At 62.6% G+C, this 23158-nt stretch carries 19 protein-coding genes; 11 read left to right on the forward strand and 8 right to left on the reverse strand.

Annotated features, from left to right (window positions below; translation table 11 throughout):
- The first annotated feature begins 45 nt into the window (after positions 1 to 45).
- The 3 genes from D3879_RS07975 (at position 46) to D3879_RS07985 (ending at position 4241) form a co-directional block, all read left to right on the forward strand.
- Positions 46 to 1803, forward strand: coding sequence for a carbamoyltransferase family protein (locus D3879_RS07975; protein WP_119953511.1), 1758 nt, complete (start codon positions 46 to 48; stop codon positions 1801 to 1803).
- Entirely contained in the window at positions 1787 to 2704 is a 918-nt protein-coding gene (locus tag D3879_RS07980) for a glycosyltransferase family 2 protein (protein ID WP_119953512.1), read from the forward strand. The genes D3879_RS07975 and D3879_RS07980 overlap by 17 nt, the downstream gene beginning before the upstream one ends.
- 85 nt (positions 2705 to 2789) lie before the next feature.
- Entirely contained in the window at positions 2790 to 4241 is a 1452-nt protein-coding gene (locus D3879_RS07985) for a hypothetical protein (protein WP_119953513.1), read from the forward strand.
- Positions 4242 to 4289: 48 nt separating this feature from the next.
- Here the strand turns inward: D3879_RS07985 and D3879_RS07990 are convergent, their stop codons facing one another.
- Positions 4290 to 4949 (reverse strand): lipopolysaccharide kinase InaA family protein, encoded by a 660-nt coding sequence (locus D3879_RS07990; protein WP_119953514.1) that lies wholly within the window; start codon positions 4947 to 4949, stop codon positions 4290 to 4292.
- Between the two features lie 165 nt (positions 4950 to 5114).
- Here D3879_RS07990 and msbA point away from each other — a divergent pair, with 165 nt between their 5' ends.
- From msbA to D3879_RS08020, 6 genes are all read left to right on the forward strand, one after another.
- Entirely contained in the window at positions 5115 to 6923 is a 1809-nt protein-coding gene (msbA, locus tag D3879_RS07995; RefSeq protein WP_177412381.1) for a lipid A export permease/ATP-binding protein MsbA, read from the forward strand.
- A gap of 38 nt (positions 6924 to 6961) precedes the next feature.
- Positions 6962 to 8386: a bifunctional D-glycero-beta-D-manno-heptose-7-phosphate kinase/D-glycero-beta-D-manno-heptose 1-phosphate adenylyltransferase HldE gene (gene hldE / locus D3879_RS08000; protein WP_119953516.1), complete on the forward strand. Its 1425-nt coding sequence runs from the start codon at positions 6962 to 6964 to the stop codon at positions 8384 to 8386.
- A 7-nt stretch (positions 8387 to 8393) separates the two neighbouring features.
- Positions 8394 to 9041 carry an acyltransferase gene (locus D3879_RS08005; RefSeq protein ID WP_119953518.1) on the forward strand — a complete coding sequence of 216 codons (648 nt, stop codon included), beginning with the start codon at positions 8394 to 8396 and terminating at the stop codon, positions 9039 to 9041.
- Between the two features lie 246 nt (positions 9042 to 9287).
- Positions 9288 to 11036 (forward strand): carbamoyltransferase C-terminal domain-containing protein, encoded by a 1749-nt coding sequence (locus D3879_RS08010; RefSeq protein WP_119953520.1) that lies wholly within the window; start codon positions 9288 to 9290, stop codon positions 11034 to 11036.
- A gap of 202 nt (positions 11037 to 11238) precedes the next feature.
- Entirely contained in the window at positions 11239 to 12528 is a 1290-nt protein-coding gene (locus D3879_RS08015; RefSeq protein ID WP_119953521.1) for an acyl-CoA dehydrogenase family protein, read from the forward strand.
- A 151-nt stretch (positions 12529 to 12679) separates the two neighbouring features.
- Complete coding sequence (locus D3879_RS08020; protein WP_119953522.1) at positions 12680 to 13888, forward strand: acyl-CoA dehydrogenase family protein; 1209 nt, start codon at positions 12680 to 12682, stop codon at positions 13886 to 13888.
- 8 nt (positions 13889 to 13896) lie between these two features.
- Here D3879_RS08020 and D3879_RS08025 read toward each other — a convergent pair whose 3' ends face one another.
- The 4 genes from D3879_RS08025 to D3879_RS08040 all read right to left on the reverse strand — a co-directional run bounded on the left by D3879_RS08025 (position 13897) and on the right by D3879_RS08040 (position 17396).
- Positions 13897 to 14826, reverse strand: a complete 930-nt coding sequence (locus tag D3879_RS08025) for a metal ABC transporter ATPase (protein ID WP_119953523.1) — start codon at positions 14824 to 14826, stop codon at positions 13897 to 13899.
- Between the two features lie 41 nt (positions 14827 to 14867).
- The gene (locus D3879_RS08030; RefSeq protein ID WP_119953525.1) at positions 14868 to 15677 is read right to left on the reverse strand and encodes an aldo/keto reductase; all 810 of its coding nucleotides are present in this window, start codon (positions 15675 to 15677) and stop codon (positions 14868 to 14870) included.
- The gene (locus D3879_RS08035; protein ID WP_119953526.1) at positions 15674 to 16849 is read right to left on the reverse strand and encodes an NAD(P)/FAD-dependent oxidoreductase; all 1176 of its coding nucleotides are present in this window, start codon (positions 16847 to 16849) and stop codon (positions 15674 to 15676) included. Before D3879_RS08035 ends, D3879_RS08030 begins: the two co-directional genes overlap by 4 nt.
- A gap of 214 nt (positions 16850 to 17063) precedes the next feature.
- A complete protein-coding gene (locus tag D3879_RS08040; RefSeq protein WP_119953528.1) occupies positions 17064 to 17396 on the reverse strand; it encodes a DMT family transporter in 333 nt (110 codons plus the stop codon).
- Between the two features lie 238 nt (positions 17397 to 17634).
- Here D3879_RS08040 and D3879_RS08045 point away from each other — a divergent pair, with 238 nt between their 5' ends.
- Both D3879_RS08045 and waaA read left to right on the forward strand, forming a co-directional pair.
- Positions 17635 to 18519: a LysR family transcriptional regulator gene (locus tag D3879_RS08045; protein WP_119954926.1), complete on the forward strand. Its 885-nt coding sequence runs from the start codon at positions 17635 to 17637 to the stop codon at positions 18517 to 18519.
- Between the two features lie 70 nt (positions 18520 to 18589).
- The gene (gene waaA, locus D3879_RS08050) at positions 18590 to 19897 is read left to right on the forward strand and encodes a lipid IV(A) 3-deoxy-D-manno-octulosonic acid transferase (protein WP_119953530.1); all 1308 of its coding nucleotides are present in this window, start codon (positions 18590 to 18592) and stop codon (positions 19895 to 19897) included.
- 12 nt (positions 19898 to 19909) lie between these two features.
- Here the strand turns inward: waaA and D3879_RS08055 are convergent, their stop codons facing one another.
- The 3 genes from D3879_RS08055 to D3879_RS08065 form a co-directional block, all read right to left on the reverse strand.
- The gene (locus tag D3879_RS08055; RefSeq protein WP_119954927.1) at positions 19910 to 20488 is read right to left on the reverse strand and encodes a cupin domain-containing protein; all 579 of its coding nucleotides are present in this window, start codon (positions 20486 to 20488) and stop codon (positions 19910 to 19912) included.
- A gap of 203 nt (positions 20489 to 20691) precedes the next feature.
- Positions 20692 to 22653, reverse strand: coding sequence for an oxidoreductase (locus D3879_RS08060; protein ID WP_119953531.1), 1962 nt, complete (start codon positions 22651 to 22653; stop codon positions 20692 to 20694).
- A 56-nt stretch (positions 22654 to 22709) separates the two neighbouring features.
- The gene (locus D3879_RS08065; RefSeq protein WP_119953534.1) at positions 22710 to 23060 is read right to left on the reverse strand and encodes a cupin domain-containing protein; all 351 of its coding nucleotides are present in this window, start codon (positions 23058 to 23060) and stop codon (positions 22710 to 22712) included.
- Positions 23061 to 23158 lie beyond the last annotated feature (98 nt).

Genomic DNA, 23158 nt, shown 5'->3' on the forward strand with positions numbered 1-23158 from the left:
AGCGTTCTGCTGCAAGTAGACAGCTGCTTTAAAGAGGCTTTTTCTGTGGCACTGACGATTCTCGGCCTTTCCGGCGCTCTCAGCCATGATCCTTCCGCCGCCCTGTACATCGACGGCAAGTTGATCGCGGCCGCCGAAGAAGAGCGCTTCGTGCGCGACAAGCACGCGAAGAACCGCATGCCCTATGAATCGGCCAAATTCTGCCTGGAGCAGGCCGGGATCAAGCCGGCCGATGTCGACGTGGTGGCGATCCCGTTCGCACCGATCAGCCTGTTCGGCAAGGCCCGCTGGCACTATGCCAAGCGCTACTGGTACGCCCCGGACCGTTCGCTCGACGCGATTCTGATGGGCAACCGGCGCTACAAGCGCTACCGCAACAAGATCGTCTGGTGCCTCGAGCAACTGGGTTTCGACCCCAAAAAAATCAAGATCGAACCGGTCGAGCACCATCTGGCCCACGCGTCCAGTGCCTACCACTGCTCTGGTTTCACCGAGAAAACCGCGATCATGGGCATCGACGGCAAGGGTGAGTACGCCACCACCTTCTTCGGCTACGGCGAGAACGGCAAGATCCACAAACTCAAGGAGTTCTTCGATCCGGACTCGCTCGGCGGCCTGTACGGCGCGATCACCGAGTTCCTCGGCTTCGAAATGCTCGATGGCGAGTTCAAGGTGATGGGCATGGCGCCTTACGGCGATGCCAGCAAATACGATTTCTCGCGCCTGGCCAAATTCGAGAATGGCGAGCTGATCATCAACACCGAGTACGCCAATGTCATCGGTTTGCGCCGCTACAAAGAGCATGGCAAGGGTTTCTACTTTTCGCCCAAGCTGATCGAGTGGCTGGGGCCCAAGCGTGAAGGCGATATTGCCGACGATCCGTACATCCACTACGCCGCCAGCATGCAAGCGTTGTTCGAGAAATTGGCGCTGCAGATGATGGATTACTACCTCGGCGACATCCTCAAGGAAACCGGGAAGATCGCCTTCGCCGGCGGCTGCGCGCTGAACGTCAAACTGAACCAGAAAATCATCGCCCGTCCGGAAGTCAAAGAGCTGTTCGTCCAGCCGGCTTCCGGCGACGCCGGTACCGCAGTCGGCGCCGCAGCGTACATCTCGCACAAGCGCGGCGTGCCGGTGGAGAAGATGGAGCACGTCTATCTCGGCCCGTCCTACTCCAATGAAGAGGTCATCGCCGCCTGCGCCAAGCATCCGAATGCGCCCAAGTGGCAGCAGATCGACAACATGCCGCAGCGTATCGCCGAGATCATGGTCGCCGGCAACCCGGTGGCCTGGTTCCAGGGGCGCATGGAGTTCGGCCCGCGCGCCTTGGGCGGCCGTTCGATCATCGGTTGCCCGAGCATTGCCGGGGTGGCCAACCGGATCAACGAGCAGATCAAGTTCCGCGAGCGCTGGCGGCCCTTCTGCCCGTCGATGCTGGATACCGTCGGCCCGCAGATGATCAAGATCGACCACCCGGCGCCGTTCATGACCTTCACCTTCGAAGTGGCCGAAGAGTGGAAAACCCGCGTGCCGGAAGTGGTCCACGAAGACGGCACGTCCCGCGCCCAGGTGCTCAAGCGCGAGTACAACCCGCGTTACTACGACATGATGCTCGAACTGGAGAAACTGACCGGTAACGGCGTGTCGCTGAACACCTCGCTGAACCGCCGCGGCGAGCCGATGATCTGCTCGCCGACCGACGCTCTGAACATGTTCTTCGGCTCGGATCTGCAGTACCTGATCATGGAAGATATCCTCGTCGTCAAGGAGGGTGCGGACAGGTATGAGCATGTCGGCTAAGCCTCTGATCAGCGTCGTCATCCCCGCCTACAACTATGCCGAGACGCTGCCGCGCGCGGTGGAGTCGGTGCTGTCGCAGCTGGATCAGGCTACGGCCGAGCTGCTGGTGATAGACGACGGCTCAACGGATTCCACGCCCCAGGTCATCGAAAGGTTGCAGATCGAGCATGCCGGACGCTTTCGTGCCATTCGCAAGCCGAACGGAGGTCTGGCTTCGGTACGCAATCGCGGCATCGAGGAAGCGTGTGGTCAGTTCCTGATCTTTCTCGACGCGGATGACGAAATGGCGCCGGATGCCCTGGCCGCGCTGGTCCGACACATCGCCGAAAACCCGCAGAGCCGCATGGTGATCGGCAGTCACTGGTCGGTGTTCGCCAGCGGCAAGCGCAGCCGGCATGAGGTCAAGCCGCTCCCGGCCAGCCCCAGGCTGCGCGTGCGCGGTTATCTGCTGGACAAGAGCGTATCCATCTCCAATGGCGCCTGCGCCATGCATCGCGAAGTGTTCGTTCCCGGCAACTATCCTGAGCGTTTCCGCAATACCGAAGATATCCCGGTGTTCGCCCAGGTGCTCGCACGCTTCCCCTGCACCGTGCTGAATCAGCCGCTGGCACTGATCCACAAGCACGACGACAGCCTGCGGCATAACCTGACGCATGCTCGCGCGGCCGGCCTGGAGCTGGTCGATGAAGTGTTTTCGAGCGAGCGTATGCCGGTGCAGCTGCAGGGTCTGAAACAGGCGTTCCTTGCGCAGCGCTGCCTGTCACTGTTTCGCACCTTCTACAGTGCTGGCGAGCACGACACGGCGCTGAACTTCTATCGCCAGGCCCTGCGCGCGGACCTGCGTGTAATCACGCGCTGGTCTTATACGCGCAAGGCATTGCGGCTCTGGTTGCGGCCTTGATAGAGATGGGCGCCTGCCCGGCTCTTGGTTTCATGATTGGTGGTGACCTGCCTATAGGTTGCGATTCTTGTCCTTGGGAGAGGTCATGCAAGGAATCATTCTTCAACTGAAGCGTTTGTCTGCACCCCAATGGGCGTTCATAGGCAGTCTGCTGCTGTCCTGGATAGCGGTGAGCAATGCCGGCACCGTTGCCAAAGATGCGGCCTTCTACATAGATCTGGCGCAGTACTTCATCGATCACGACCTGGCCGACACCTTCAAGCGGTACGACTGGCCCTGGTTCCCCGTGCTGCTGGGCGCGACCCATGCTCTGACGGGGATCCCGCTGGAAACGGTGGCCTACCTTTGGTGTGCGTTGTTTATGGCAGGTACCTGCGCGCTGTTGGTGGACGGCATTTCCCGGCGTCTCCCCGGCAGTGGTTACTGGGCTTGTCTGGTCGTGCTGGCAATACCTGCCTACAACTCCTTCCGCGACGATATCCTGCGCGAATACGGCTTCTGGTTCTTCTGTGTGCTGGCACTCTGGTTCGCTTTGCTCTGGGAGGAGCGGGGCGGTTGGGCGCGCGCGACCCTCATCCAGCTAGCGGTGCTGCTGGCTGCATTGTTCCGCCTGGAAGCGGTGCTGCTGATGCCGGCACTGATGCTCTGGCAGGTGGCCGGCTTGACGACCCGGGCAGGCTGGGGGCGGATGGTGCAACTGGTCGCGCTGCCGCTTTTGGTTGCCGTGCTGACTGGTGGGGTGCTGTTGGCGTTCGATCGACTCCCCCTTGGGCGCATCGAGTACTACCTGAATCTGGTCGATCCGCGCTCACTGTTCGCCACCTTCAACTCGGTATCAGAGCGTTTCGGCGCTACCCTACTGCAGAAATACTCGGCGGACGATGCCGGGACTATCCTGTTCTTCGGTTTCCTGGCGACTCTGTTGCTGATGTTCGTGAAGCTGCTGGGGCCATTCAGCGTGCCCTTCCTCTTTCGCGAAGGCTGGGCGGCGATCCGTACCTATCGGCAAAGGTTCTCTGTCTTCGCCTGGGCATGGCTCTGCTACTTCGCGGTGCTGATGTTCTTCTTCATCCAGCAGCAGTTCATCAACGCCCGCTACACCAGCTTCCTCGACCTGCTGGCCGTGCCCCTGGCCGTGATCGCTCTGGTTGCGCTCGCCCGCCGCTTCCCCAAGGGGGTACGGGTTCTGGTGGTGGTGGCGCTGCTGGTCATGCTCGCCAACGTGATTTCCTTGTCGGCGAAGAAAACCCACTACATCGAGGCGGGGCACTGGCTGGCGCAACATGCCCAGCCAGCCGATGCGATCTACTACGATGATCCGCGCATCGGTTATTACGCCGGCTGGGGCTATCAGCCTTCGGCGCTGACGCGCGAAGAGGCGATGAGCGATAGTCGCGTCAGCGCCTACCGTTACTATCTGATCGAGGCCAAGGCCGACGAGCCATGGCTGCAGCAATGGCTGCAGCAGCATCGCCGGCAGGTACTGGCAGAGTTCGCCAACGCTAAGGGGGCAACCGTGCTGGTAATAGGCGAGTGACTTTGCGGGTCGGGCCGCTGCAGGCGGCCCGACCCATTGCGAACCTGTTCAGGCCGGATGCAGACGTTCGATGTTCTGCGCCAGTCGCCGGGCATGGTGCTTGCCGCTGCTCTGTGCATAGCCCTTGAGCAGCGCCGTGCGATGCTGCCCAGCCAGCCATCGCACATCTTCCTCGTAGCGCAGGATGTGCTGCAGGTTGCGTTGGCGTTTCCAGGGCGCGAGGGGGCGGTTTTCGATCTTCATATCCGACAGGTCGATCAGGCCGAACTGGCCCTCGGGGAGCAGCAGCACGTTGCCCAGATGCAGCGAGCGGAAATAGACGCCCTGCTGGTGCAGCTGGCCGAGGAACAGGCCGAAGCGCTCGACCTCGCTCTCGCGTTGTGCAGGCTCCAGCGTGCGCCAGTGGGCGCGCAGAGTCAGGCCGGGTAGCGGCTGGTAGCGCACCCCGCTCAGCCGGCGGCTGGGAACCAGAAAAGTTTCGATGATGGCTGGGGCCGGAATACCCAGCTGGACGAGGCGTATTGCGTTGTCGGCGAAGCGCTGCGCCGGTGGCGACCAGAGCGCGGAGGAGATCAGGCGCTTGCGGCGGAACAGCTTGAGGAAGTCGCCGTTGCCGAGGCGCGCGACCTTCAGGCCATGCCCATCCGCTTCGATGGTTTGCGCGCCTTCCAGCAGTGCGCTGAGTTCGGTCTCGTCAAGCGGTCTCATGGTCGGGCTCTTGGCATTAGTTGAGGACGGGGGCAGTGGCTGCAAGTCAGGGGTGGCCCCGTTACGTCCTTTGCTGGGCGGGCATCTTAATGCATCCGCAGGGAAGAGGCAGCCGCTGCTGTGCTAAGCTCTTTGACCTTTTTGGCCAAGCCGAAGCGTGAGCGCATGACCGACCAGCACCCAAGTGCTTCCCAGACCTCGAGCCTGAAGATCTACCTCCGTCTGCTAGGTTATGTCAGGCCCTATGCCGGCATGTTCATGATCAGCATCCTCGGCTACATCATCTTCGCCTCGACTCAACCGATGCTGGCGGGAATTCTCAAGTATTTCGTCGATGGCTTGTCTAATCCCAGCGCTGTGCTTTTCCCGAATGTGCCAGCGCTGCGCGAAGTGCCGATGTTACAGATGGTGCCGCTGCTCATCGTGTTGATCGCCGTCTGGCAGGGGATAGGTTCCTACTTGGGTAACTACTTCCTGGCCAAGGTCTCGCTCGGCCTGGTACACGATCTGCGCATTGCGCTATTCAACAGTTTGCTGGTGCTGCCCAACCGCTATTTCGACAATCACAATTCCGGGCATCTGATTTCCCGCATAACCTTCAACGTCACCATGGTGACCGGTGCGGCGACCGATGCGATCAAAGTGGTGATTCGCGAGGGCCTGACCGTCGTTTTCCTGTTCGCCTACCTGATTTGGATGAACTGGAAACTGACCCTGGTAATGCTGGCCATTCTGCCGTTGATTGCGCTGATGGTGGGGAGCGCCAGTAAGAAATTTCGCAAGCAAAGCAAGAAGATCCAGGTGGCTATGGGCGATGTCACCCATGTCGCTTCTGAAACCATCCAGGGCTATCGGGTGGTGCGCAGTTTCGGTGGTGAGCCCTACGAATCCACGCGTTTTGCCGAAGCCAGTGCGGACAATACTGAAAAGCAATTGCGCATGACCAAAACCGGTGCGGTCTATACGCCCATGCTGCAATTGGTGATTTACAGCGCCATGGCGGTCCTGCTGTTCCTGGTGCTTTTATTGCGAGGCGATGCCACCGCGGGCGATTTGGTGGCTTACATCACGGCTGCCGGCCTGTTGCCCAAGCCAATCCGTCAGCTGTCCGAAGTCAGCTCGACCATTCAGAAAGGCGTAGCCGGCGCCGAAAGCATCTTCGAGCAACTCGACGAAGCCCCTGAAGTCGACCATGGCACCGTCGAGCGTGAGCGGGTCAGCGGGCACCTGGAGGTTCGTCGTCTGAGCTTCCAGTACCCGGGCAGTGAGAAGCCGGTGCTCAATGACATCAGTTTCAGCGCCGAGCCCGGGCAGATGATCGCTCTGGTCGGTCGCTCAGGCAGTGGCAAATCGACGCTTGCCAACTTGATTCCGCGCTTCTATCACCATGAGCACGGGCAAATCTTGCTCGATGGTATCGACGTTGAAGACTTCAAGCTGCGCAACCTGCGGCGGCATATAGCGCTGGTCACACAGCAAGTCACCCTGTTCAACGACAGTGTGGCCAACAACATCGCATACGGTGACCTGGCTGGCGCTCCGCGTGAGGCGATCGAGCAGGCCGCCGAGGCCGCTTATGCCAAGGAGTTCATCGACAAGCTGCCGCACGGCCTGGATACCGAGGTCGGCGAAAATGGCGTGCTGCTTTCAGGTGGGCAGCGCCAGCGTCTGGCGATTGCCCGGGCCTTGTTGAAGGATGCGCCGATCTTGGTGCTGGATGAGGCGACTTCAGCCCTGGACACCGAATCCGAGCGGCATATCCAGGCCGCCTTGGACCGGGTGATGAAGGGGCGTACCACGCTGGTCATCGCTCACCGTTTGTCGACCATTGAAAAAGCCGACCTGATTCTGGTGATGGATCAGGGGCAGATCGTAGAGCGTGGCACGCATACCGAGCTGCTGGCGCAGAACGGTTTCTATGCGCGCTTGCATGCGATGGGCCTGGATGAAGGCGCGCCGGTAGGCATCGCCTGATAAACTACGCGCCCGCCACTTGAGGCTCCGGAGTTCACATGAAGTTGTCCATGCCCCGTTTCGATCAGGCCCCCGTGTTGGTGGTCGGTGATGTCATGCTCGACCGTTATTGGCATGGTGGTACCTCGCGGATTTCCCCGGAAGCTCCGGTACCGGTGGTCAAGGTCGAGCAAATCGAGGATCGCCCGGGCGGTGCCGCCAACGTCGCGCTGAACATCGCCGCGCTCGGTGCGCCGGCGCGTTTGGTCGGTGTGACGGGGCAGGACGAGGCGGCCGACAGCTTGACCGAGCGGCTGACTGCCGCCGGGGTGGATGCGCACTTCCAGCGCATCGCCACGCAGCCGACCATCGTCAAACTGCGGGTCATGAGTCGCCATCAGCAGCTGTTGCGCATGGATTTCGAAGAGTCGTTCGCCACTGACGCAGCCGCCCTGACGGCCTCGGTCGAAAGTCTGCTGGCCGGGGTCAAGGTACTGGTGCTGTCGGACTACGGCAAAGGCGCGCTGCAGAATCATCAGGTGTTGATCCAGGCGGCCCGTACGCGCGGCATTCCGGTGTTGGCCGATCCCAAAGGCAAGGACTTCGCCATCTACCGTGGCGCCAGCCTGATTACCCCTAATCTGAACGAATTCGAGACCATCGTCGGCCGCTGCGCCGATGAGGCCGAGCTGGTGGCTAAAGGCGCCGAATTGATGCGCGAGTTGGATCTCGGCGCGCTGCTGGTGACCCGTGGCGAGCATGGCATGACCCTGTTGCGCCCTGGGCACCCGGCTCTGCATCTGCCGGCACGGGCGCGGGAAGTGTTCGATGTCACTGGTGCGGGCGATACGGTGATTTCCACCCTGGCGGCGTCCATTGCCGCGGGCGAAGAGCTGCCGCAGGCGGTAGCCCTGGCCAACCTGGCTGCCGGCATCGTGGTTGGCAAACTCGGTACGGCGGCCATCAGCGCCCCCGAGCTGCGCCGGGCGGTGCAGCGCGAGCAGGGTTCCGAGCGCGGCGTGCTGAGCCTCGAGCAACTGCTGACCAGCATCGACGATGCCCGCGCGCACGGCGAGAAAATCGTCTTCACCAACGGCTGCTTCGACATCTTGCATGCCGGCCATGTGACCTATCTGGAGCAGGCCCGGGCCCAGGGCGACCGGCTGGTGCTGGCGATCAACGACGATGCTTCGGTAGCCCGGCTGAAAGGTCCGGGCCGGCCGATCAACAGCGTTGACCGGCGCATGGCCGTACTCGCTGGGCTGGGCGCGGTGGACTGGGTGGTGAGCTTCAGTGAGGACACTCCCGAGCGTTTGCTCGGCCTGGTCAAGCCGGAAGTGCTGGTCAAAGGCGGCGACTATGGTATTGACCAGGTGGTCGGCGCCGAGATCGTTAAGGCTTACGGCGGTACGGTCAAAGTGCTGGGCTTGGTGGAAAACAGCTCGACCACGGCCATCGTCAACAAGATCCGCGAGCGCTCCTGAGACCACCATGCTGCAACGACTCTATCTGGCTCTGCGCCATCTGGCCTACAAGAATCGCCGCCAGCTCAAGCCGGGCAACCTGCTGCAACTACCGCTCAGCGCCGAACGGCGGCTGAAGAAGGTCACCATCAAGCTGGGCGGGCGCAACAACCGTCTGCTGATTGGCGAGGATGTCGAGCTGAGTCATTGCGAGATCCGCCTGGATGGCGAGGACAATCTGATCGAGATCGGCCCGCGCACCCGTTTCAGTTCCGGCAAGATCTACCTGCGTAACACCCGCGGTCAGCATGTCCGCATCGGTGCGGACACCACGGTAGAGGGCGCCTACCTGCTGGTGGACGAGGCGGCCAGCATCGATATCGGCCGCGATTGCATGCTGTCCACCGAGATTCTGATCCGTACCGGCGACAAGCATTCGATCCTCGATGCGCAGAGCGGCGAACGGCTCAACCCCTCGCGCGACGTGCGCATCGCCGACCGCGTGTGGATCGGCCGCGACGTGCAGATACTCAAGGGCACGGTGCTGCATCCAGAGTCGGTGGTCGGCGCCTGTTCCGTGGTCAGCCGAGCTTTCGACGAGGGCAACTGCGTAGTCGCCGGTGTACCGGCGCGTATCGTCAAGCGCGGGATTCGCTGGGATCGTGCGCTGCTCTGAGCGCAGGCCGGACTGACCAAGCTGCCCCTGCGTGGAAAACAGCTCGACAACGGCCATCGTCAGCAAGATCCGCGAGTGCTCCTGTGGTCGATATACGGCGCGCTATCGCCCCCGGTCATGTGGGGTTCTGGTGTTGAAAACCGATCGGTATTGCTGGAACACTCAGCGCAGCATTTTTCGTTGTTGCACTTGAATTTACGACTTCAAACGGCAGTAGCCGGTCAACGCACTGGGGCATAAAGATTTATGTATATCTTGGGAATTCATACAGGACACGATGCCGGGGCATGCCTGTTTGAGAACGATAAGCTGTTGGCGTTCTGCAAAGAAGAGCGCTTGAACCGAGTCAAGAATGATGGCGGTTTTTTCAATCTGCAGTCGGTTGACGAGGTGTTGCGGATTGCCGGTATTTCCCGTCCGCAAGTTGATGCCGTCGCTTTCACCCGCATGAAGTTCCCGGTGTCCTGCTTTAAAACAGGCGTGCTACCGCTCAGGGATATCCGCCGCAAGGTCTTTGGTCAGCAGCGCGATCGTTCGCTCGGCTCGTTGATGATGCGCACTAAAAATCTCGACGCAGAGGCGTTCCTCGATTTCCCCAAGCTGCGTCAACACATGGGCCTTCGCGCTGATGTGGCGTTGCATTTTTCTAACCACCATCGCGCGCATGTGTTGTCGTCACTGCGCTATTGCGACTGGTCTGAGGATACCTTGCTGGTCAGTTGTGATGGCGGCGGCGATTCCGCGCAATATTCGGCGTACTTGTATGCCGACCAGCAGTTGCAGCAGCTATGGGGCGGCGAAGAAACCCTGCTCGGGCAACCGCAAAACTCTGGGGCTTCCATTGGTTTGGCTTACGCCTATGCGACCTCGGCCTGTGGTTTTAAGCCCAATCGTCACGAAGGTAAATTGACCGGCTTGGCCGCCTTCGGTCAGCCGAAAGTCGCTGAGCAAATCGTCGCGCTGTTCCCGGTCGACGACAACGGCCATATCCACACCGAGTTGGCGGACAATAAGGCCCTGCATGCGGCGCTCGCCGTGTTGTTTCAGGGCCTGTCCAACGAAGACATCGCAGCGTCCATCCAGGTCGGCACCGAGCAGGTCGTGCTGAATTGGTTACACGCCTTGTTGAAAAAGCATCCAGCGAAATACATCGCCATGAGTGGTGGGGTGTTCTCCAATGTGCGCTTGAACCAACTGGTCGCGGCCCTGCCGGGGATTGACGAGGTCTTCGTCTTCCCGGCGATGGGGGACGAAGGCTTGCCGGTCGGCGCCTGTGTCGACTATTGGATCGCTTCGCATGGCCTGGAAAAGTTGACTCGCGATCGTTTGGACCATCTGTATTTCGGTTGGCCGTATAGCGGCGAGGATTTGCTCGGCGCTGGTGAGAAACTCGGTTTCAGGGTCGAACGCGATCCCGAACATGTCGAGAAAACCGCGCAGCTGCTCGCCGATAATTGGGTGGGTGCGATTTTTTATGGCGCCATGGAGATGGGCCCGCGTGCCCTGGGGGCGCGAACCATTCTGGCTAGCCCGGCGCAGCGTGAAGTCAACGACAGCATCAACAAGCGCTTGCAGCGCACCGAGTTCATGCCCTTTGCGCCCTATGTCCTGGATGTCGACGCCGAGCGCGTGTACGAGGTTGATCAGCGCAATCGCTATGCCTGCCGGTTTATGACCATCACCACCAAGGTCAAGCCGGAGTGGGCGGATAAAATTCCTGCGGTAGTGCATGTCGATGGCACTGCTAGACCGCAGATTATCGAGCGCGCGAGCAACCCGCTGTATTACGACATTTTGCAGGCGTTCAAGGAAAAAACCGGCTTGCCGACGCTGGTAAACACCAGCTTCAATGCCCACGAAGAGCCGATCATCAATACCCCGGAAGAGGCGTTGCAGGCGTTGGCCGATAACCGGATTGATTTCTTGGTCTGCGATGGCGGCCTGGTATTTCCTGGTGCGACCCATACGGCGGAGCGCTTAATGCCCGCCAGCTAAACACGACACCTGCCTGATAAAACAACGCCTCGCGGACTCGTTCTTCGAGGCGTTGTCGTTTGTGGCCGGGAGTGCGCGGCGAGCGATCTTGCGTTGGCCGGTAGCGACTGGCTGACCTGCCAATCGCTACCGGCGGGGCGGTCATAGCCGCTAGCAGTTCCCGCGCGCATGCTCTGGGTATCTTCATTCGCTGTGGAACAAGATGCCCATGAATGCCGATGTACAAGGCCGTGCCCTGGCCATATTGAATCGTCTGGCCCAGGCCGATTGGCCGGATCGCCTGAAGCTGCGTAAACCTTTCGAAAAGCTGATCTACACCGGTAGCCGGGCCAGCTTCCGCATGGCCGCCGAGCGCGCGGTGAAGAACAGCCGCGGCCCGCGCCAGGTCGATCCGGATGCGCTGTTCGACCTGTCGTTGTCCGATGAACAGCAGATGCTGGTGGAGATGCTGGAAAGTTTCGCCAGCGAAGTACTGCGCCCGGCGGCCCATGATGCCGATGCCAATGCGGCGCTGTCCGCCGAGTTGCTCAATCAGGCGCAGGAACTGGGCCTGACCCACTATGGTGTCAGCGAGGTGCATGGCGGTATGGCCGGTGAGCGCACCACGGTCAGCAATGCGCTGATCGCTGAGGCGCTGGCCAAGGGCGATCTGTCCCTGGCGGCGGCTTTGTTGGTGCCACTGTCCGCGGCTAATTGTATTCGCCGCTGGGGCTCGTCCGAACAGCAGGCGCACTGGTTGCCGGCGTTCGTCGGCGAGGATGCGGCGCCGGTCATGGCGATTGCGGTGAATGAGCCGACCGTGCTGTTCGACCCGCTGCAACTGAGCACGTGGGCCAAGCGCAAGGGCAAGCACTATCGCCTGTCCGGGGAGAAGTGCCTGGTGCTGCGCGGGTTGGATGCCAGCCAGTTGATCGTCGCGGCGCAGGCCGAGGACGGCCCTGCGTTATTCGTTGTCGAGGCCGGCACCAAGGGGCTTGAGCGGCATCCGGAACCGGCCATGGGGCTGAAGGCTGGCACGACTGCGCGGCTCAAGTTGAAGAACGTCAAAGTCGCGGTAGAGCAGCGGCTGGCGGCAGAGCATTTCGATTACCAAAGCTTCCTCGACCACGCCGCGTTGGCCTGGTGTGCGTTGGCCGTGGGTACGGCGCAGGCAGCACTGGATTATGTGGTCGGCTACTGCAACGAGAGGCTGGCCTTCGGTGAGCCGATCAGCCACCGCCAGGGCGTAGCCTTTATCGTCGCGGATATCGCCGTTGAGTTGGATGCCATGCGCCTGATGGTCTGGCGCGCCTGTGCTCGCTCCGAGCAGGGGCTGCCATTTCATCGTGAAGCGTACCTGGCGCGCCTGCTGTGTGCTGAGAAGGCGATGAAGATCGGTACCGATGCCGTGCAATTGCTTGGCGGCCACGGCTTTACCAAAGAGCATCCAGCCGAGCGCTGGTATCGCGATTTACGCGCCGTGGCGATCATGGCCGGCGGCCTACAGCTGTGAAGCGGTTTCAGCGCTGTTGCGCTTGTACGGGCGGTGTTGGGAACGGACTCGAAATGCTCATTTACTCATTCGTAAATTGCGCTTTCTCGTCCGTACCCGCCTTGCCCGTCCTGCGCTCACGACGCGCTGAATTCCGCTTCGAGGAAGAACGATGAATCTGGAAACCCCGAAGAAATTCACCGGCCTGGTCAATCAGGCGCACCAAGTGGCGGCCAACTATTTTCGGCCGATCTCGCGTAAGTATGACAAGGCCGAGCACGCCTACCCGAAAGAGCTGGATCTGCTCGCTGCGCTACTCGACGGCATGAACGCCGGCTCGCCGGAAGCCATTGGCGCGACCTCGGCCAGCAAGCGCGGTGCTGCTGCGTCGGTGGAGAGTGGGATCAAGAATGGCGGCAACCTGTCGGCCTGCCTGGGCGTGATCGAGTTGTGCTGGGGCGACGTCGGCCTGCTGCTGGCCATGCCACGGCAGGGGTTGGGCAATGCGGCGATTGCCGCGGTGGCCAATGATGAGCAGCTCAAACGCTTCGGCGGAACCTGGGCGGCGATGGCGATCACCGAGCCGGGCTGTGGCTCCGATTCGGCGGCGATTCGCACCACGGCGCGCAAGGATGGCGAGCACTACGTCCTCAATGGCGAGAAGATTTTCGTCACCTCGGGCGAGCGCGCCGATGCGGTGGTGGTCTGGGCAACGTTGGATAAAGGCCTCGGCCGTGCGGCGATCAAGTCCTTCGTGGTCGAGCACGGCACACCTGGGATGACGGTGACCCGGCTGGAGAAGAAGCTCGGGATCAAGGCATCCGACACTGCCTCGATCAGTTTCAGCGACTGCCGGGTGCCGGCCGCCAACTTGCTGGGCAACCCGGAAATCGATGTACAAAAGGGCTTCGCCGGGGTCATGGAGACCTTCGACAACACCCGGCCGCTGGTGGCGGGGATGGCGATCGGGGTGGCCAAGGCGGCGCTGGATCGCACCCGTGAGCTGTTGCAGAAAGTCTGGCGACTCGACTACGCCAAGCCCTTGCTGGCGGTCAGCCATGCCGAGGCGACCTTGTACCGCCTGGAAGCCGAGTGGGAAGCCGCGCGTCTGCTGACCCTGAAGGCGGCCTGGATGGCCGACAACAAACTACCCAACTCGAAAGAGGCTTCGATCGCCAAAGCCAAAGCCGGGCGGGTGGCCAACGAGGTCACGCTCAAATGCGTGGAGCTGGTGGGCGCCTTGGGTTATGCCGAGGACGAGTTGCTGGAGAAGTGGGCGCGGGATTCGAAGATCCTCGACATCTTCGAGGGCACCCAGCAGATCCAGTTGTTGATCGTCGCCCGGCGCCTGCTCGGGAAAAGCTCCAGCGAGCTCAAATAGTCGTTTCATCATCTGCAAGCCGATATAGCCCCACTTTGCTGGGGCTTTTTTCGCGCTGGCTGGGGGAGATGCTGTTGAGCCAGCCAGTCCTTCCAGCGAATCCGTTCATCGCGCACCAGCCAGCCTTCTTGCGTCGCGAAGCTTTCTGCCAGCCAGATGCCGCGGCTGCTGGCGGGTTGCAGGTTGCCCTTTTTCAGGGTCAGTAGCTCGGCGCAGGGTCGGCCTTGCTCCAGCGGGATCAGGTACAGGTCCGGGCGGCGGCGATCGAGGCGGGCGACCAGTTGGCCATTTTCCAGGCGCTCATCGACATGAAACAAGCTGAGTCGTTTGGCTTCTTTCGGCAGTTCCAGGCGCAGGTCGTAGACCAGTTGCAGCGAGGCGGTGGGTAGGTGGACATAGGCCCGTGGCCGCTCGAGCAAGGTCAGGTTGCCGCAACGTGTCGGGCGCGCGGCGCCGGACAGCGGGCTCAGGCTGAAGCTGATGGCCTCGCGGTAGTGCAGGGGGCCTTGATAGGGTGTCGGCAGCCAGGTGTCGCCGAAGCGCCCGCCGAGCCAGCCATGTGGAGTTTCCAGCAGGCATTCTTCGGCGACCTCTTGAATCGCCGTGAGCAAGGGCAGATTCAGCTCATGGGCCGGCACATAACCGGAGATCAATTTCAGCACTACGTCGCCGCGATCCTTGCGCCGCTGCCGAACCAGCACCCAGTAATCACGGCCTTGCCAACTGAGGGTCAGGCGTACCGAGACCCCGAGGTTGGCCAGCTCCACGGTAAAGCACTCACTATTGGCGATAGCTAGCGGTTGGCGGCGTTCGAGCATCTGGCTGAAATTCAACGGCCGGCCAAGGCTCTGGTAGCTCAGCCCGTTGGGGGTGGCCTCGACGGACAGTGCCAGGGTCTGAAAACTGCTGGGGTCCTTGCGGACGAGGATGCGCGGCATCTCGGCTCCTTCTTGCGTCGGGGTCGGCCGCGACTGTGGCGCTAGGACAGCTCGCGGATCACGCTGGCGGCGGTCGAGACATTATGGGTCAGATGCAGCGGGTTGATGGTGCCGACTATCGCGCTGGTCACTGCGGGGTGGGCGAAGATCAGCTCGAAGCTGGCGCGCACCGGGTCGACGCCCGGCTCCAGGCAAACGTGGCCGCTGGCCAGGGCCTTTTTCAGCAGAATGCCTTTGCCGTGGCTGGCGGCGTAATCCAGCACCGGTCGCTCCTGTTGCTCATTGAGGTTGTAGGTGACCATCGCGCAGTCACCCTGCTCCAGCGCCAGCAAACCGCCCTCGACGGTTTTGCCGGAGAGGCCGAAGCCACGGATTTTCCCTTCGCGTTTCAACTCTGCCAGAGTCTGATAAACGCCGCCGTCGCGCAGGATCGCCAGATCGTTGCCATCCGAGTGCACCAGCACCAGGTCGATAACTTCGGTTTGCAAACGCTTGAGGCTGCGCTCGACGGAGAAACGCGTGTGCTTGGCTGTGAAGTCGAAGCGTGACTGGCCGTTTTCGAACTCTTCGCCGACCTTGCTGACGATCACCCAATCCTGGCGTTGCCCGCGCAGCAGTGGGCCGAGGCGCTCTTCGCTGTTGCCGTAGGCGGGCGCGGTGTCGATCAGGTTGATGCCGAGTTCGCGCGCGAGGTTGAGCAGTTGCCGCGCGGCGGAGTCATCGGGAATGGTAAAGCCGTTGGGGTATTTCACCCCTTGGTCGCGGCCGAGCTTGACCGTGCCCAGGCCGAGCGGCGAGACCAACAGTCCAGTGCTGCCCAGCGGGCGGTGCAGGTCGTGCAGGTTGTTCATGGCAGCAGCGCCTCCCAGACCGGCGGTGCGACTGGCGGGCGCGGCAGGGCCGGCAGCGCCGGGTGCGTGCTGGGTTGGATGCCGTCGCGCGTCAACGCCGTCAGCACGCGGTCGGCGAAGTCCGGTGCCAGCGCCAGCTTGGTTGGCCAGCCGACCAGCAATTTATTTTGCTCGGCGAGGAAGGCATTGTCCGGGCGCACCAGCCCGGATTGTGCCGGCTCGGCGCGATCGACCCGCAGAGTGGCCCAGCGCGCCTGGCTGAGGTCGACCCAGGGCAGCAGGTTGCCCAATTCTTTTTGCGCGGCGGCGATTTGTGCCGTCTCATCGCGGGCCACGCCGTCGGCTTCGGCCAGGTCGCCGCCGAGATACCAGACCCATTGGCCATCGGCCGCCGGATGGCTGGTGACGGTGACGCGCGGCTTCGGTCCGCCGCCGAGGCAGTGGGCGTACAGTGGTTTCAGGCTCGGCGCCTTGACCATCACCATGTGTAGCGGGCGGCACTGCATGGCCGGTTGCGATAGACCGAGGGCACTGAGCAAAGCGGCATTGCCGGCCCCGGCGCTGAGGACGATGCGCTGTGCGCGGATGTCACGGCCGTCGACCCGCAGGCCGACCAGTTCGCCGTTCTCGTGCAGCGGTTCAAGTTGTTCGGCGGCCAGCAGACTGTCACCGGCTAGCTCGGCCAGCCGCTCGATCAGGCTCGGGACGTCGAGCACCAGTTCGCTCAGGCGATAGACCTTGCCCTTGAATTGCGGGTGTTGCAGTGCCGGCGGCAAGTCAGCGCCTTTGACTTGGTCGACGCGGGTGCGCACCGCTTTGCTGGCGAAGAAGCTGGTCAGGTTGCCGGCCAGGGTGCCGGGCGACCACAGGTAATGCGCATCGGAGAGCAGGCGTACGCCAGTCAGATCCACTTCGCCGCTGCCGGCCAACGCCTCGCGCCAGCGGCGCGGCATGTCGGCGATGGCTTCCGAGGCGCCGGTCAGCGCGCCATGCAGGGCGTATTTGGCGCCGCCATGGATGATCCCTTGCGACTTCACGCTCTGCCCGCCGCCGAGGCTGGCGCTCTCCACCAGCAGGGTGGCGAAGCCTTGACGGCGTAGACGGGCATTCAGCCAGAGGCCGGCAATGCCGCCGCCGACAATCAACACGTCAGTGGAAAGGGCTTGGGACATGGAGCGAACTGCCTTAGTCGGAAAACTGGCGGGCAGTATAACCCGTGGCCGGGCGATGCCCGAATGAGGCGGTGGCGTAGGCTGGGTTATCACGTAGGGTGGGCTTCAGCCCACCGATATACGGTGAGTGGTGGGCTGAAGCCCACCCTACAATGCTGTTTGGTGGATTACGCCGCCGTGCGGCTAATCCACCGAGCCGCAGGTTGGAACAGGCTCAATGCCCGGTGCTGGCGGAGAACAGCTGGATTACCACTACCCCGACGACGATCAGGGCCATGCCGAGTACGGCGGGCAGGTCGAGTTTCTGGCCATAGATAAACACCGCGGCGATGCTCACCAATACGATGCCCAGCCCCGCCCAGACGGCATAGGCCACGCCCACCGGAATCGTGCGGACCACTATCGTCAGCATCCAGAACGCGATGGCATAGCCGGCGATGACCAGCAGCAAGGGCAGCGGTTTGTTCACGCCGTCGATGGCTTTCATCGAGGTGGTCGCCACGACTTCGGCGGCGATGGCAATGCCTAAGTAGAGATAGCCGGACATGGGAGTGCACCTGTGAGTGATGGCGGGGATTCTAAGAATCTGTTCAATATCTGCTGCGCTTGGTCATGCGGCGTTGAAAACAGGCTCGGAAATGCTCATTTACCACTCGTAAATTCCGCGTCCTCGCCTGCGTTCGCCTTGCCTGACCTGCGCTCGCAACGATCTTGAGCGGATTCTAAACTGTTGGCTGATGGGATAAAGTCATTACCTATCTGCTTTGAAGATGGGTTGCATGGCCATGCAGTGGAATCTGGATCAACTCCGTTTGTTTGTCAGCGTCGCCGAGCGGCAGTCGTTCTCCGCCGCCGCGCGCCAACTGAATCGCGCGCAATCGGCGGTCAGTAGTGCGATTGCGCTACTGGAAGCAGATTTGGGAATGCTGTTATTCGAGCGCAGCAGTGGTCGCCAACCGCGCTTGACCGAGGCCGGTGTGGCGTTGCTCGAGGATGCGCGGGAAATTCTGCGGCAGTGCGAGAGGCTCGAAGGTCGCGCATTGGGGTTGGTGCGTGGCGAGGAGGCGCGCTTGCGACTGGCGCAGGACGAAGCCATGCCTTACCAGCCGGTGCTCGACAGCCTGGAGGCGCTGGCCCGGCAATTTCCGCTGCTGGAGGTGCAACTGGCCAGCGGCGCCCAGGGCGATGTGGCGCGCAAGCTGCTGGAGCGGCGCGCCGACCTCGGCCTGCTGTTCCACCATGAACGCATGCCGGAAGCGCTGGAGCGGCAGCGGCTCGGCACTATCGAGATGGTCACCGTGTGTGGCGCCGGCCATCCGCTGGCGGGCTCAAGCTACGTCGATCGCCGCGAGCTGGCTCGCCATCGGCAGTTGCTGATGGCGCCGCAAGATAGCCACTATCCCGGTGGCGAGCAGATCAGCCCCGCCGTCTGGCGTACCGACAGCTTCTACGCCATGGCTGAACTGCTGATGCGCAACCTCGGTTGGGCCTGGCTACCGCGCCATGTGGTGCAGTACCCGACTTACCAGAATCAACTGGTCGAGTTGCGCAGCGACTGGACGCCGCCGCCCCTCGTGGTGGAGCTGGTCTGTCGCCGGGATGAAGCGCTAGGCCCGGCGGCGCGCTGGCTGGCCGAGTGTTTTGCCGAGCATCTGCAGGCGATTGGTTGAGCCGAATACGCTCGGCCTGCTCGTACATGGAGTCTTCATCTCCTTGGCTAACCAAGTAAACTCCGCCCCCATGAATCGAAGTCTCTATACCGCCCTGTTTCACCTCGGCCTGCCACTGATCGGTGCGCGTCTGGCATTGCGTGCGCGCAGCGCGCCGGCCTACGCCAAGCGCATCGGCGAGCGCTTTGCCTGCAACCTGCCGCCATTCAAAACGGGCGGGATCTGGGTGCATGCGGTGTCGGTGGGCGAGAGCATTGCCGCCGCGCCGATGATCCGCGAGCTGCTGCTGCGTTACCCGGACTTGCCGATCACCGTGACCTGCATGACGCCAACCGGCTCCGAGCGTATTCGCGCACTGTTCGCCGGCAATGAGTTCGGCGGCCGCGTGCAGCATTGTTATCTGCCCTATGACTTACCGTGGGCGGCCGGGCGTTTCCTTGAGCGGGTTCAGCCGAAGCTGGCGGTGATCATGGAAACCGAGTTGTGGCCCAATCACATTCACCAATGCGCGCTGCGCAAGATTCCCGTGGTATTGGCCAACGCGCGCCTGTCCGAGCGTTCGGCTCGCGGTTATGCGCGCTTTGCCGGGCTGACGGCGCCGATGCTGGCGCAGATGAGCTGGCTGGCGGTGCAAACCGAAGCCGAGGCCGAGCGCTTTCGGGCGCTGGGCGCGCGGCCGGAATGCGTGACAGTGACCGGCTCGATCAAGTTCGACCTGAGCATCGACCCCGAACTGTTGCGGCGCGCGGCGGCTTTACGGGCGGACTGGCAGACCACTGCACGGCCGGTGTGGATCGCCGCCAGCACCCATGCCGGCGAAGATGAGTTGGTCCTCGCCGCGCATCGACAGCTGCTCCAGAGTGACCCCGACGCGCTGTTGATCCTGGTGCCGCGCCATCCCGAGCGCTTCGACAGCGTGTTCGAGCTGTGTAAAAAAGCCGGCATGACCACCGTGCGCCGTTCCAGCGCGGTGGCGCCGACAGCCGAGACCGCCGTGCTGCTTGGCGACAGCATGGGCGAGTTGCTGTTTCTCTATGCCTTGGCCGATGTGGCCATGGTCGGCGGCAGCCTGGTGCCCAATGGCGGGCATAATCTGCTGGAGCCGGCGGCCTTGGGTAAGCCGGTGCTGGCTGGGCCGCATCTGTTCAACTTCCTCGAGATCGCCGCGCAACTGCGTGAGGCCGGCGCGCTGCTGGAGGTGGCTGACACCGCGCAGCTGGCGCAACAGGTCGCCGCGCTGTGGCACGACCCGCAGGCGGCCGAACGGATGCGCGCTGCTGGGCTGGCGGTGCTGAAACGTAACCAGGGGGCGCTGGCGCGTCTGCTCGATGGCTTGGCGCGCCTGCTCGCCAGTGCTGCGCCGCGACCGCGAGGGTAGTTCGCCGCCGATTCAGAAGGTCGGCGGGGTAATCACCCAGAGCACCAGCGCGTCTACCTCGCCAGGATTACCGTAGCGGTGTGGTTCCTGGCTGGAAAAGCTGAAGCTGTCGCCTTCCTTGAGCTGGAAGTGCCGCTCGCCGACCCACAGCTCAAACGTGCCGGAGAGCAGGTAGCCGGCTTCCTCGCCTTCATGGCTGTAGCTCTGCTGGCTGTAAGTGCCGGGCGGAAAGCGTGAATGTAGGATCTCCAGCTGGCGATTGGGTTGCGGAGTCAGCAGCTCGTCGATGATGCCGTCTTCGTAGTGCACGCTGAGCCGGCTGTTCTTGCGCACCACGTAGCCACTGTCCTCGGGGGCCGTCGTGGTTTCGCTGGCGAAGAACCACTGGATGGTCACGCCAAGGCTACGGGCGATGTTGAACAGTGCCGGAATCGACGGGTACGCGAGGTTGCGTTCGAGTTGGCTGATGTAGCCCGCGGTGAGGCTGCTCAGCTCCGCCAGGGTGGCCAAGGTCATGCCGCGGCGCTTGCGCAGGCCGCGAATCCGCGAACCGAGGAAATGCGTTTCCGCCGTACCGCTCGGGCTCCCCATCGGCGGCTCGGAACTGGCGGGCGGCGGGTTGTTGCTGAGGCTCATGGCTTGCTCCGATCCTTGGCCAGGCCCGGTACGTTGGAACGCCCAGGTCTGCCGATGGCGAATCACGGTGAGCGGCAACCGCAGGGCTGCCGCTGACAAAGTGTCGGCATTGTAGAGCAGCTTGCCTAGGCCGTGAGCGTTCTTCCAGCCACAGCACACTAGATCTCCCAGGCAACCTTCATGCCTTCGAAGATAGCTTCCTCGGCCGTGCGCGGCGCCAGGCAATCGCCGATCCGACGGAACTCCACCAGCCCTTGTAGTTCTGCGCCGAGGGTATCCACCGGCTGATGGCCCTGGCAGAGCACCAGGGTGTCGATGCCCTCGAACATGATCGGTTCGCCGCTGGCGGTGTGCTGCATGTATACGGTGCTGTCATCGCAGCCATACAGGCGGGCGTAGGGGGTGATCGGAATGCCCAAACGGTGCAGCTCGCCGACCAGGTGGTCGCGCACATAGAGCGGCAGGCTTTCCCCGCAGTGAGTGCCGTTGACCGCCAGTTGCACCTGATGGCCGGCGCGCACCAGGCGCTCGGCAATGCCAGGGCCGATCCAGTCGCAGCGCCAGTCGACGACGAGTACCGAGCGCCCGAGTTTGACCTCATCGCGCAGCACCTGCCAGGCATCCACCACCTGCAGCTCACCGCCGCGCTCGAACGCCGGCCAATAGGGTTCGGCGCCTGTGGCGACGATCACCAGGTCGGGTTGCTCGCGTTCGACCAAGGCCCGGTCGACCCGGGTGTTGCGTACCACGCGTACGCCGGCCAGCTCCATCTCCCGCTGCAGGTTGGTGCTTGCGCCGCCGAACTCGCTGCGGCGTGGCAGCAGTTGCGCCAGCAGCACCTGGCCGCCGAGTTGCGCGTTGGCCTCGTAGAGTGTCACCTCATGGCCACGCTGCGCGGCCACAGCTGCGGCCTTCATGCCGGCCGGGCCACCGCCGGCGATCATGATGCGCTTGCGCTGCTGCGTGGGCTGCAGGCTGCCGTAGCGCAACTCGCGGCCGGTTTCCGGGTGTTGGATGCAGGAGATCGGTAAGCCCTTGTGGAAGTGCCCGATGCAGGCCTGGTTGCAGGCGATGCAGGCGCGGACGTCGTCGCTGCGACCGGTATCGGCCTTGTTCGGCATTTGCGGGTCGCAGATCAGCGCGCGGGTCATGCCGCAGACATCGGCCTGGCCGCGGGCAACGATTTGTTCGGCTTCCTGGGGTTGGTTGATCCGGCCGGTGACGAACAGCGGAATATCCAGACTGGCCTTGAAGGTTGCCGCATCCTTGGCCAAATAGGCCGCTTCAATCGCCATTGGCGGGACGATATGGATCGCACCACCCAGGGATGCCGAGGTGCCAGCGACTATGTGGACGTAATCCAGCTGCCCTTGTAGTGCTTGTACCGCCGCCAAGGACTCGCCTTCGGTCAGCCCTTCGGGGTCCCGTTCGTCGGCGGAAATGCGCAGGCCGATGATGAACTGTTCGTCCGTGTTGGCCCGCACGGCGGCGATCACTTCGCGCAGAAAACGCAGACGCTGGGGCAGGTCGCCGTTGTAGCCATCGGTGCGCTGATTGATCCGCGGGTTGATGAACTGCGCGGGTAGGTAGCCGTGGCTGGCGACCACTTCCACGCCATCCAGGCCGGCTTGATACAGGCGCCGGGCCGCAGCGCCGTAGCCGGCGATGATTTCGTCGATCATCGCCTGATCGAGCGCGCGGGGCATCACGCGGAAGCGTTCGTTGGGTGCTGCCGAGGACGAGTAGGCCACCGCCAGCAGGCCGTCGCTGGATTCCATGATTTCCCGGCCGGGGTGGAAAATTTGCGAAAGCACCACCGTGCCGTGCTGATGGCAGGTGTCGGCCAGCCGGCGGTAACCCTCGATGCAGGCATCGTCGGTGGCCATCAGCACGTGCGAGGTATAGCGCGCGCTGTCATGTACGCCCGCCACCTGCAGGACGATCAGGCCGGCACCGCCCTCGGCGCGGGCGCGGTGGTAGGCGATCAACTGCTCGTTGACCAGGTTGTCGGTGGGCATGGAGGTATCGTGGCCACTCGACATAATGCGGTTTTTCAGGCGCTTGCCCCGGATCACGAGCGGTTCGAAAAGGTGCGGGAAGGCCTGGGCTGGGGTCGTCATGGTGGCGGTTCTCGGTCTTGTTGTTTTTGGCGTGTTCTAACGACAGCGCGGCTGCTTCAGGCGTTTCTGGCCTGCCAGTCGACCGAGTAGAGCGCGTAGAACACCCGCGCCTGGTCGCCCTCGTAGGCCAGCGGCGTGCGTTCGGGCACCCAGATCACGTCGCCGGGAGTGGCTTCGATCACGCGTTCGCCGACGCGCAGGCGAAAGTGGCCTTCCAGCACCACGATCAATTCGTCATAGAGCACCGTCCACTCGATCGAGCAGCCGTCGAAGCAGGCCAGACCAGCGCCCATGCTGCTGCTGGCGTCGGGGCCGATCAGTCGACAGATCGACGCACGCTCCGGCGGTTGTCCGGAATAGGGCTGGAAGGAGAGCTCATCGCGTTTGAAGTGAATGAGGTTGGACATGCTGCTGCTCCTGGATGCCCGTGGCCGAAAAGGCCTACGGGGAGTTTTCAATAAATCTATGAAAATTTACCAGCAGTAAAAAATCAACTTGTTTTTTT

Origin of the sequence: Pseudomonas cavernicola (assembly GCF_003596405.1) — a bacterium.
Lineage (GTDB): Bacteria > Pseudomonadota > Gammaproteobacteria > Pseudomonadales > Pseudomonadaceae > Aquipseudomonas > Aquipseudomonas cavernicola.

Excerpts from the sequence above, each read along its gene's own strand:
- D3879_RS07980 (WP_119953512.1), top strand. The coding sequence starts at position 1,787 with ATGAGCATGTCGGCTAAGCCTCTGATCAGCGTCGTCATCCCCGCCTAC.
- D3879_RS07985 (WP_119953513.1), top strand. The coding sequence starts at position 2,790 with ATGCAAGGAATCATTCTTCAACTGAAGCGTTTGTCTGCACCCCAATGG.
- D3879_RS07990 (WP_119953514.1), bottom strand. The coding sequence starts at position 4,949 with ATGAGACCGCTTGACGAGACCGAACTCAGCGCACTGCTGGAAGGCGCG.
- msbA (WP_177412381.1), top strand. The coding sequence starts at position 5,115 with ATGACCGACCAGCACCCAAGTGCTTCCCAGACCTCGAGCCTGAAGATC.
- hldE (WP_119953516.1), top strand. The coding sequence starts at position 6,962 with ATGAAGTTGTCCATGCCCCGTTTCGATCAGGCCCCCGTGTTGGTGGTC.
- D3879_RS08005 (WP_119953518.1), top strand. The coding sequence starts at position 8,394 with ATGCTGCAACGACTCTATCTGGCTCTGCGCCATCTGGCCTACAAGAAT.
- D3879_RS08010 (WP_119953520.1), top strand. The coding sequence starts at position 9,288 with ATGTATATCTTGGGAATTCATACAGGACACGATGCCGGGGCATGCCTG.
- D3879_RS08015 (WP_119953521.1), top strand. The coding sequence starts at position 11,239 with ATGCCCATGAATGCCGATGTACAAGGCCGTGCCCTGGCCATATTGAAT.
- D3879_RS08020 (WP_119953522.1), top strand. The coding sequence starts at position 12,680 with ATGAATCTGGAAACCCCGAAGAAATTCACCGGCCTGGTCAATCAGGCG.
- D3879_RS08025 (WP_119953523.1), bottom strand. The coding sequence starts at position 14,826 with ATGCCGCGCATCCTCGTCCGCAAGGACCCCAGCAGTTTTCAGACCCTG.
- D3879_RS08030 (WP_119953525.1), bottom strand. The coding sequence starts at position 15,677 with ATGAACAACCTGCACGACCTGCACCGCCCGCTGGGCAGCACTGGACTG.
- D3879_RS08035 (WP_119953526.1), bottom strand. The coding sequence starts at position 16,849 with ATGTCCCAAGCCCTTTCCACTGACGTGTTGATTGTCGGCGGCGGCATT.
- D3879_RS08040 (WP_119953528.1), bottom strand. The coding sequence starts at position 17,396 with ATGTCCGGCTATCTCTACTTAGGCATTGCCATCGCCGCCGAAGTCGTG.
- D3879_RS08045 (WP_119954926.1), top strand. The coding sequence starts at position 17,635 with ATGCAGTGGAATCTGGATCAACTCCGTTTGTTTGTCAGCGTCGCCGAG.
- waaA (WP_119953530.1), top strand. The coding sequence starts at position 18,590 with ATGAATCGAAGTCTCTATACCGCCCTGTTTCACCTCGGCCTGCCACTG.
- D3879_RS08055 (WP_119954927.1), bottom strand. The coding sequence starts at position 20,488 with ATGGGGAGCCCGAGCGGTACGGCGGAAACGCATTTCCTCGGTTCGCGG.
- D3879_RS08060 (WP_119953531.1), bottom strand. The coding sequence starts at position 22,653 with ATGACGACCCCAGCCCAGGCCTTCCCGCACCTTTTCGAACCGCTCGTG.
- D3879_RS08065 (WP_119953534.1), bottom strand. The coding sequence starts at position 23,060 with ATGTCCAACCTCATTCACTTCAAACGCGATGAGCTCTCCTTCCAGCCC.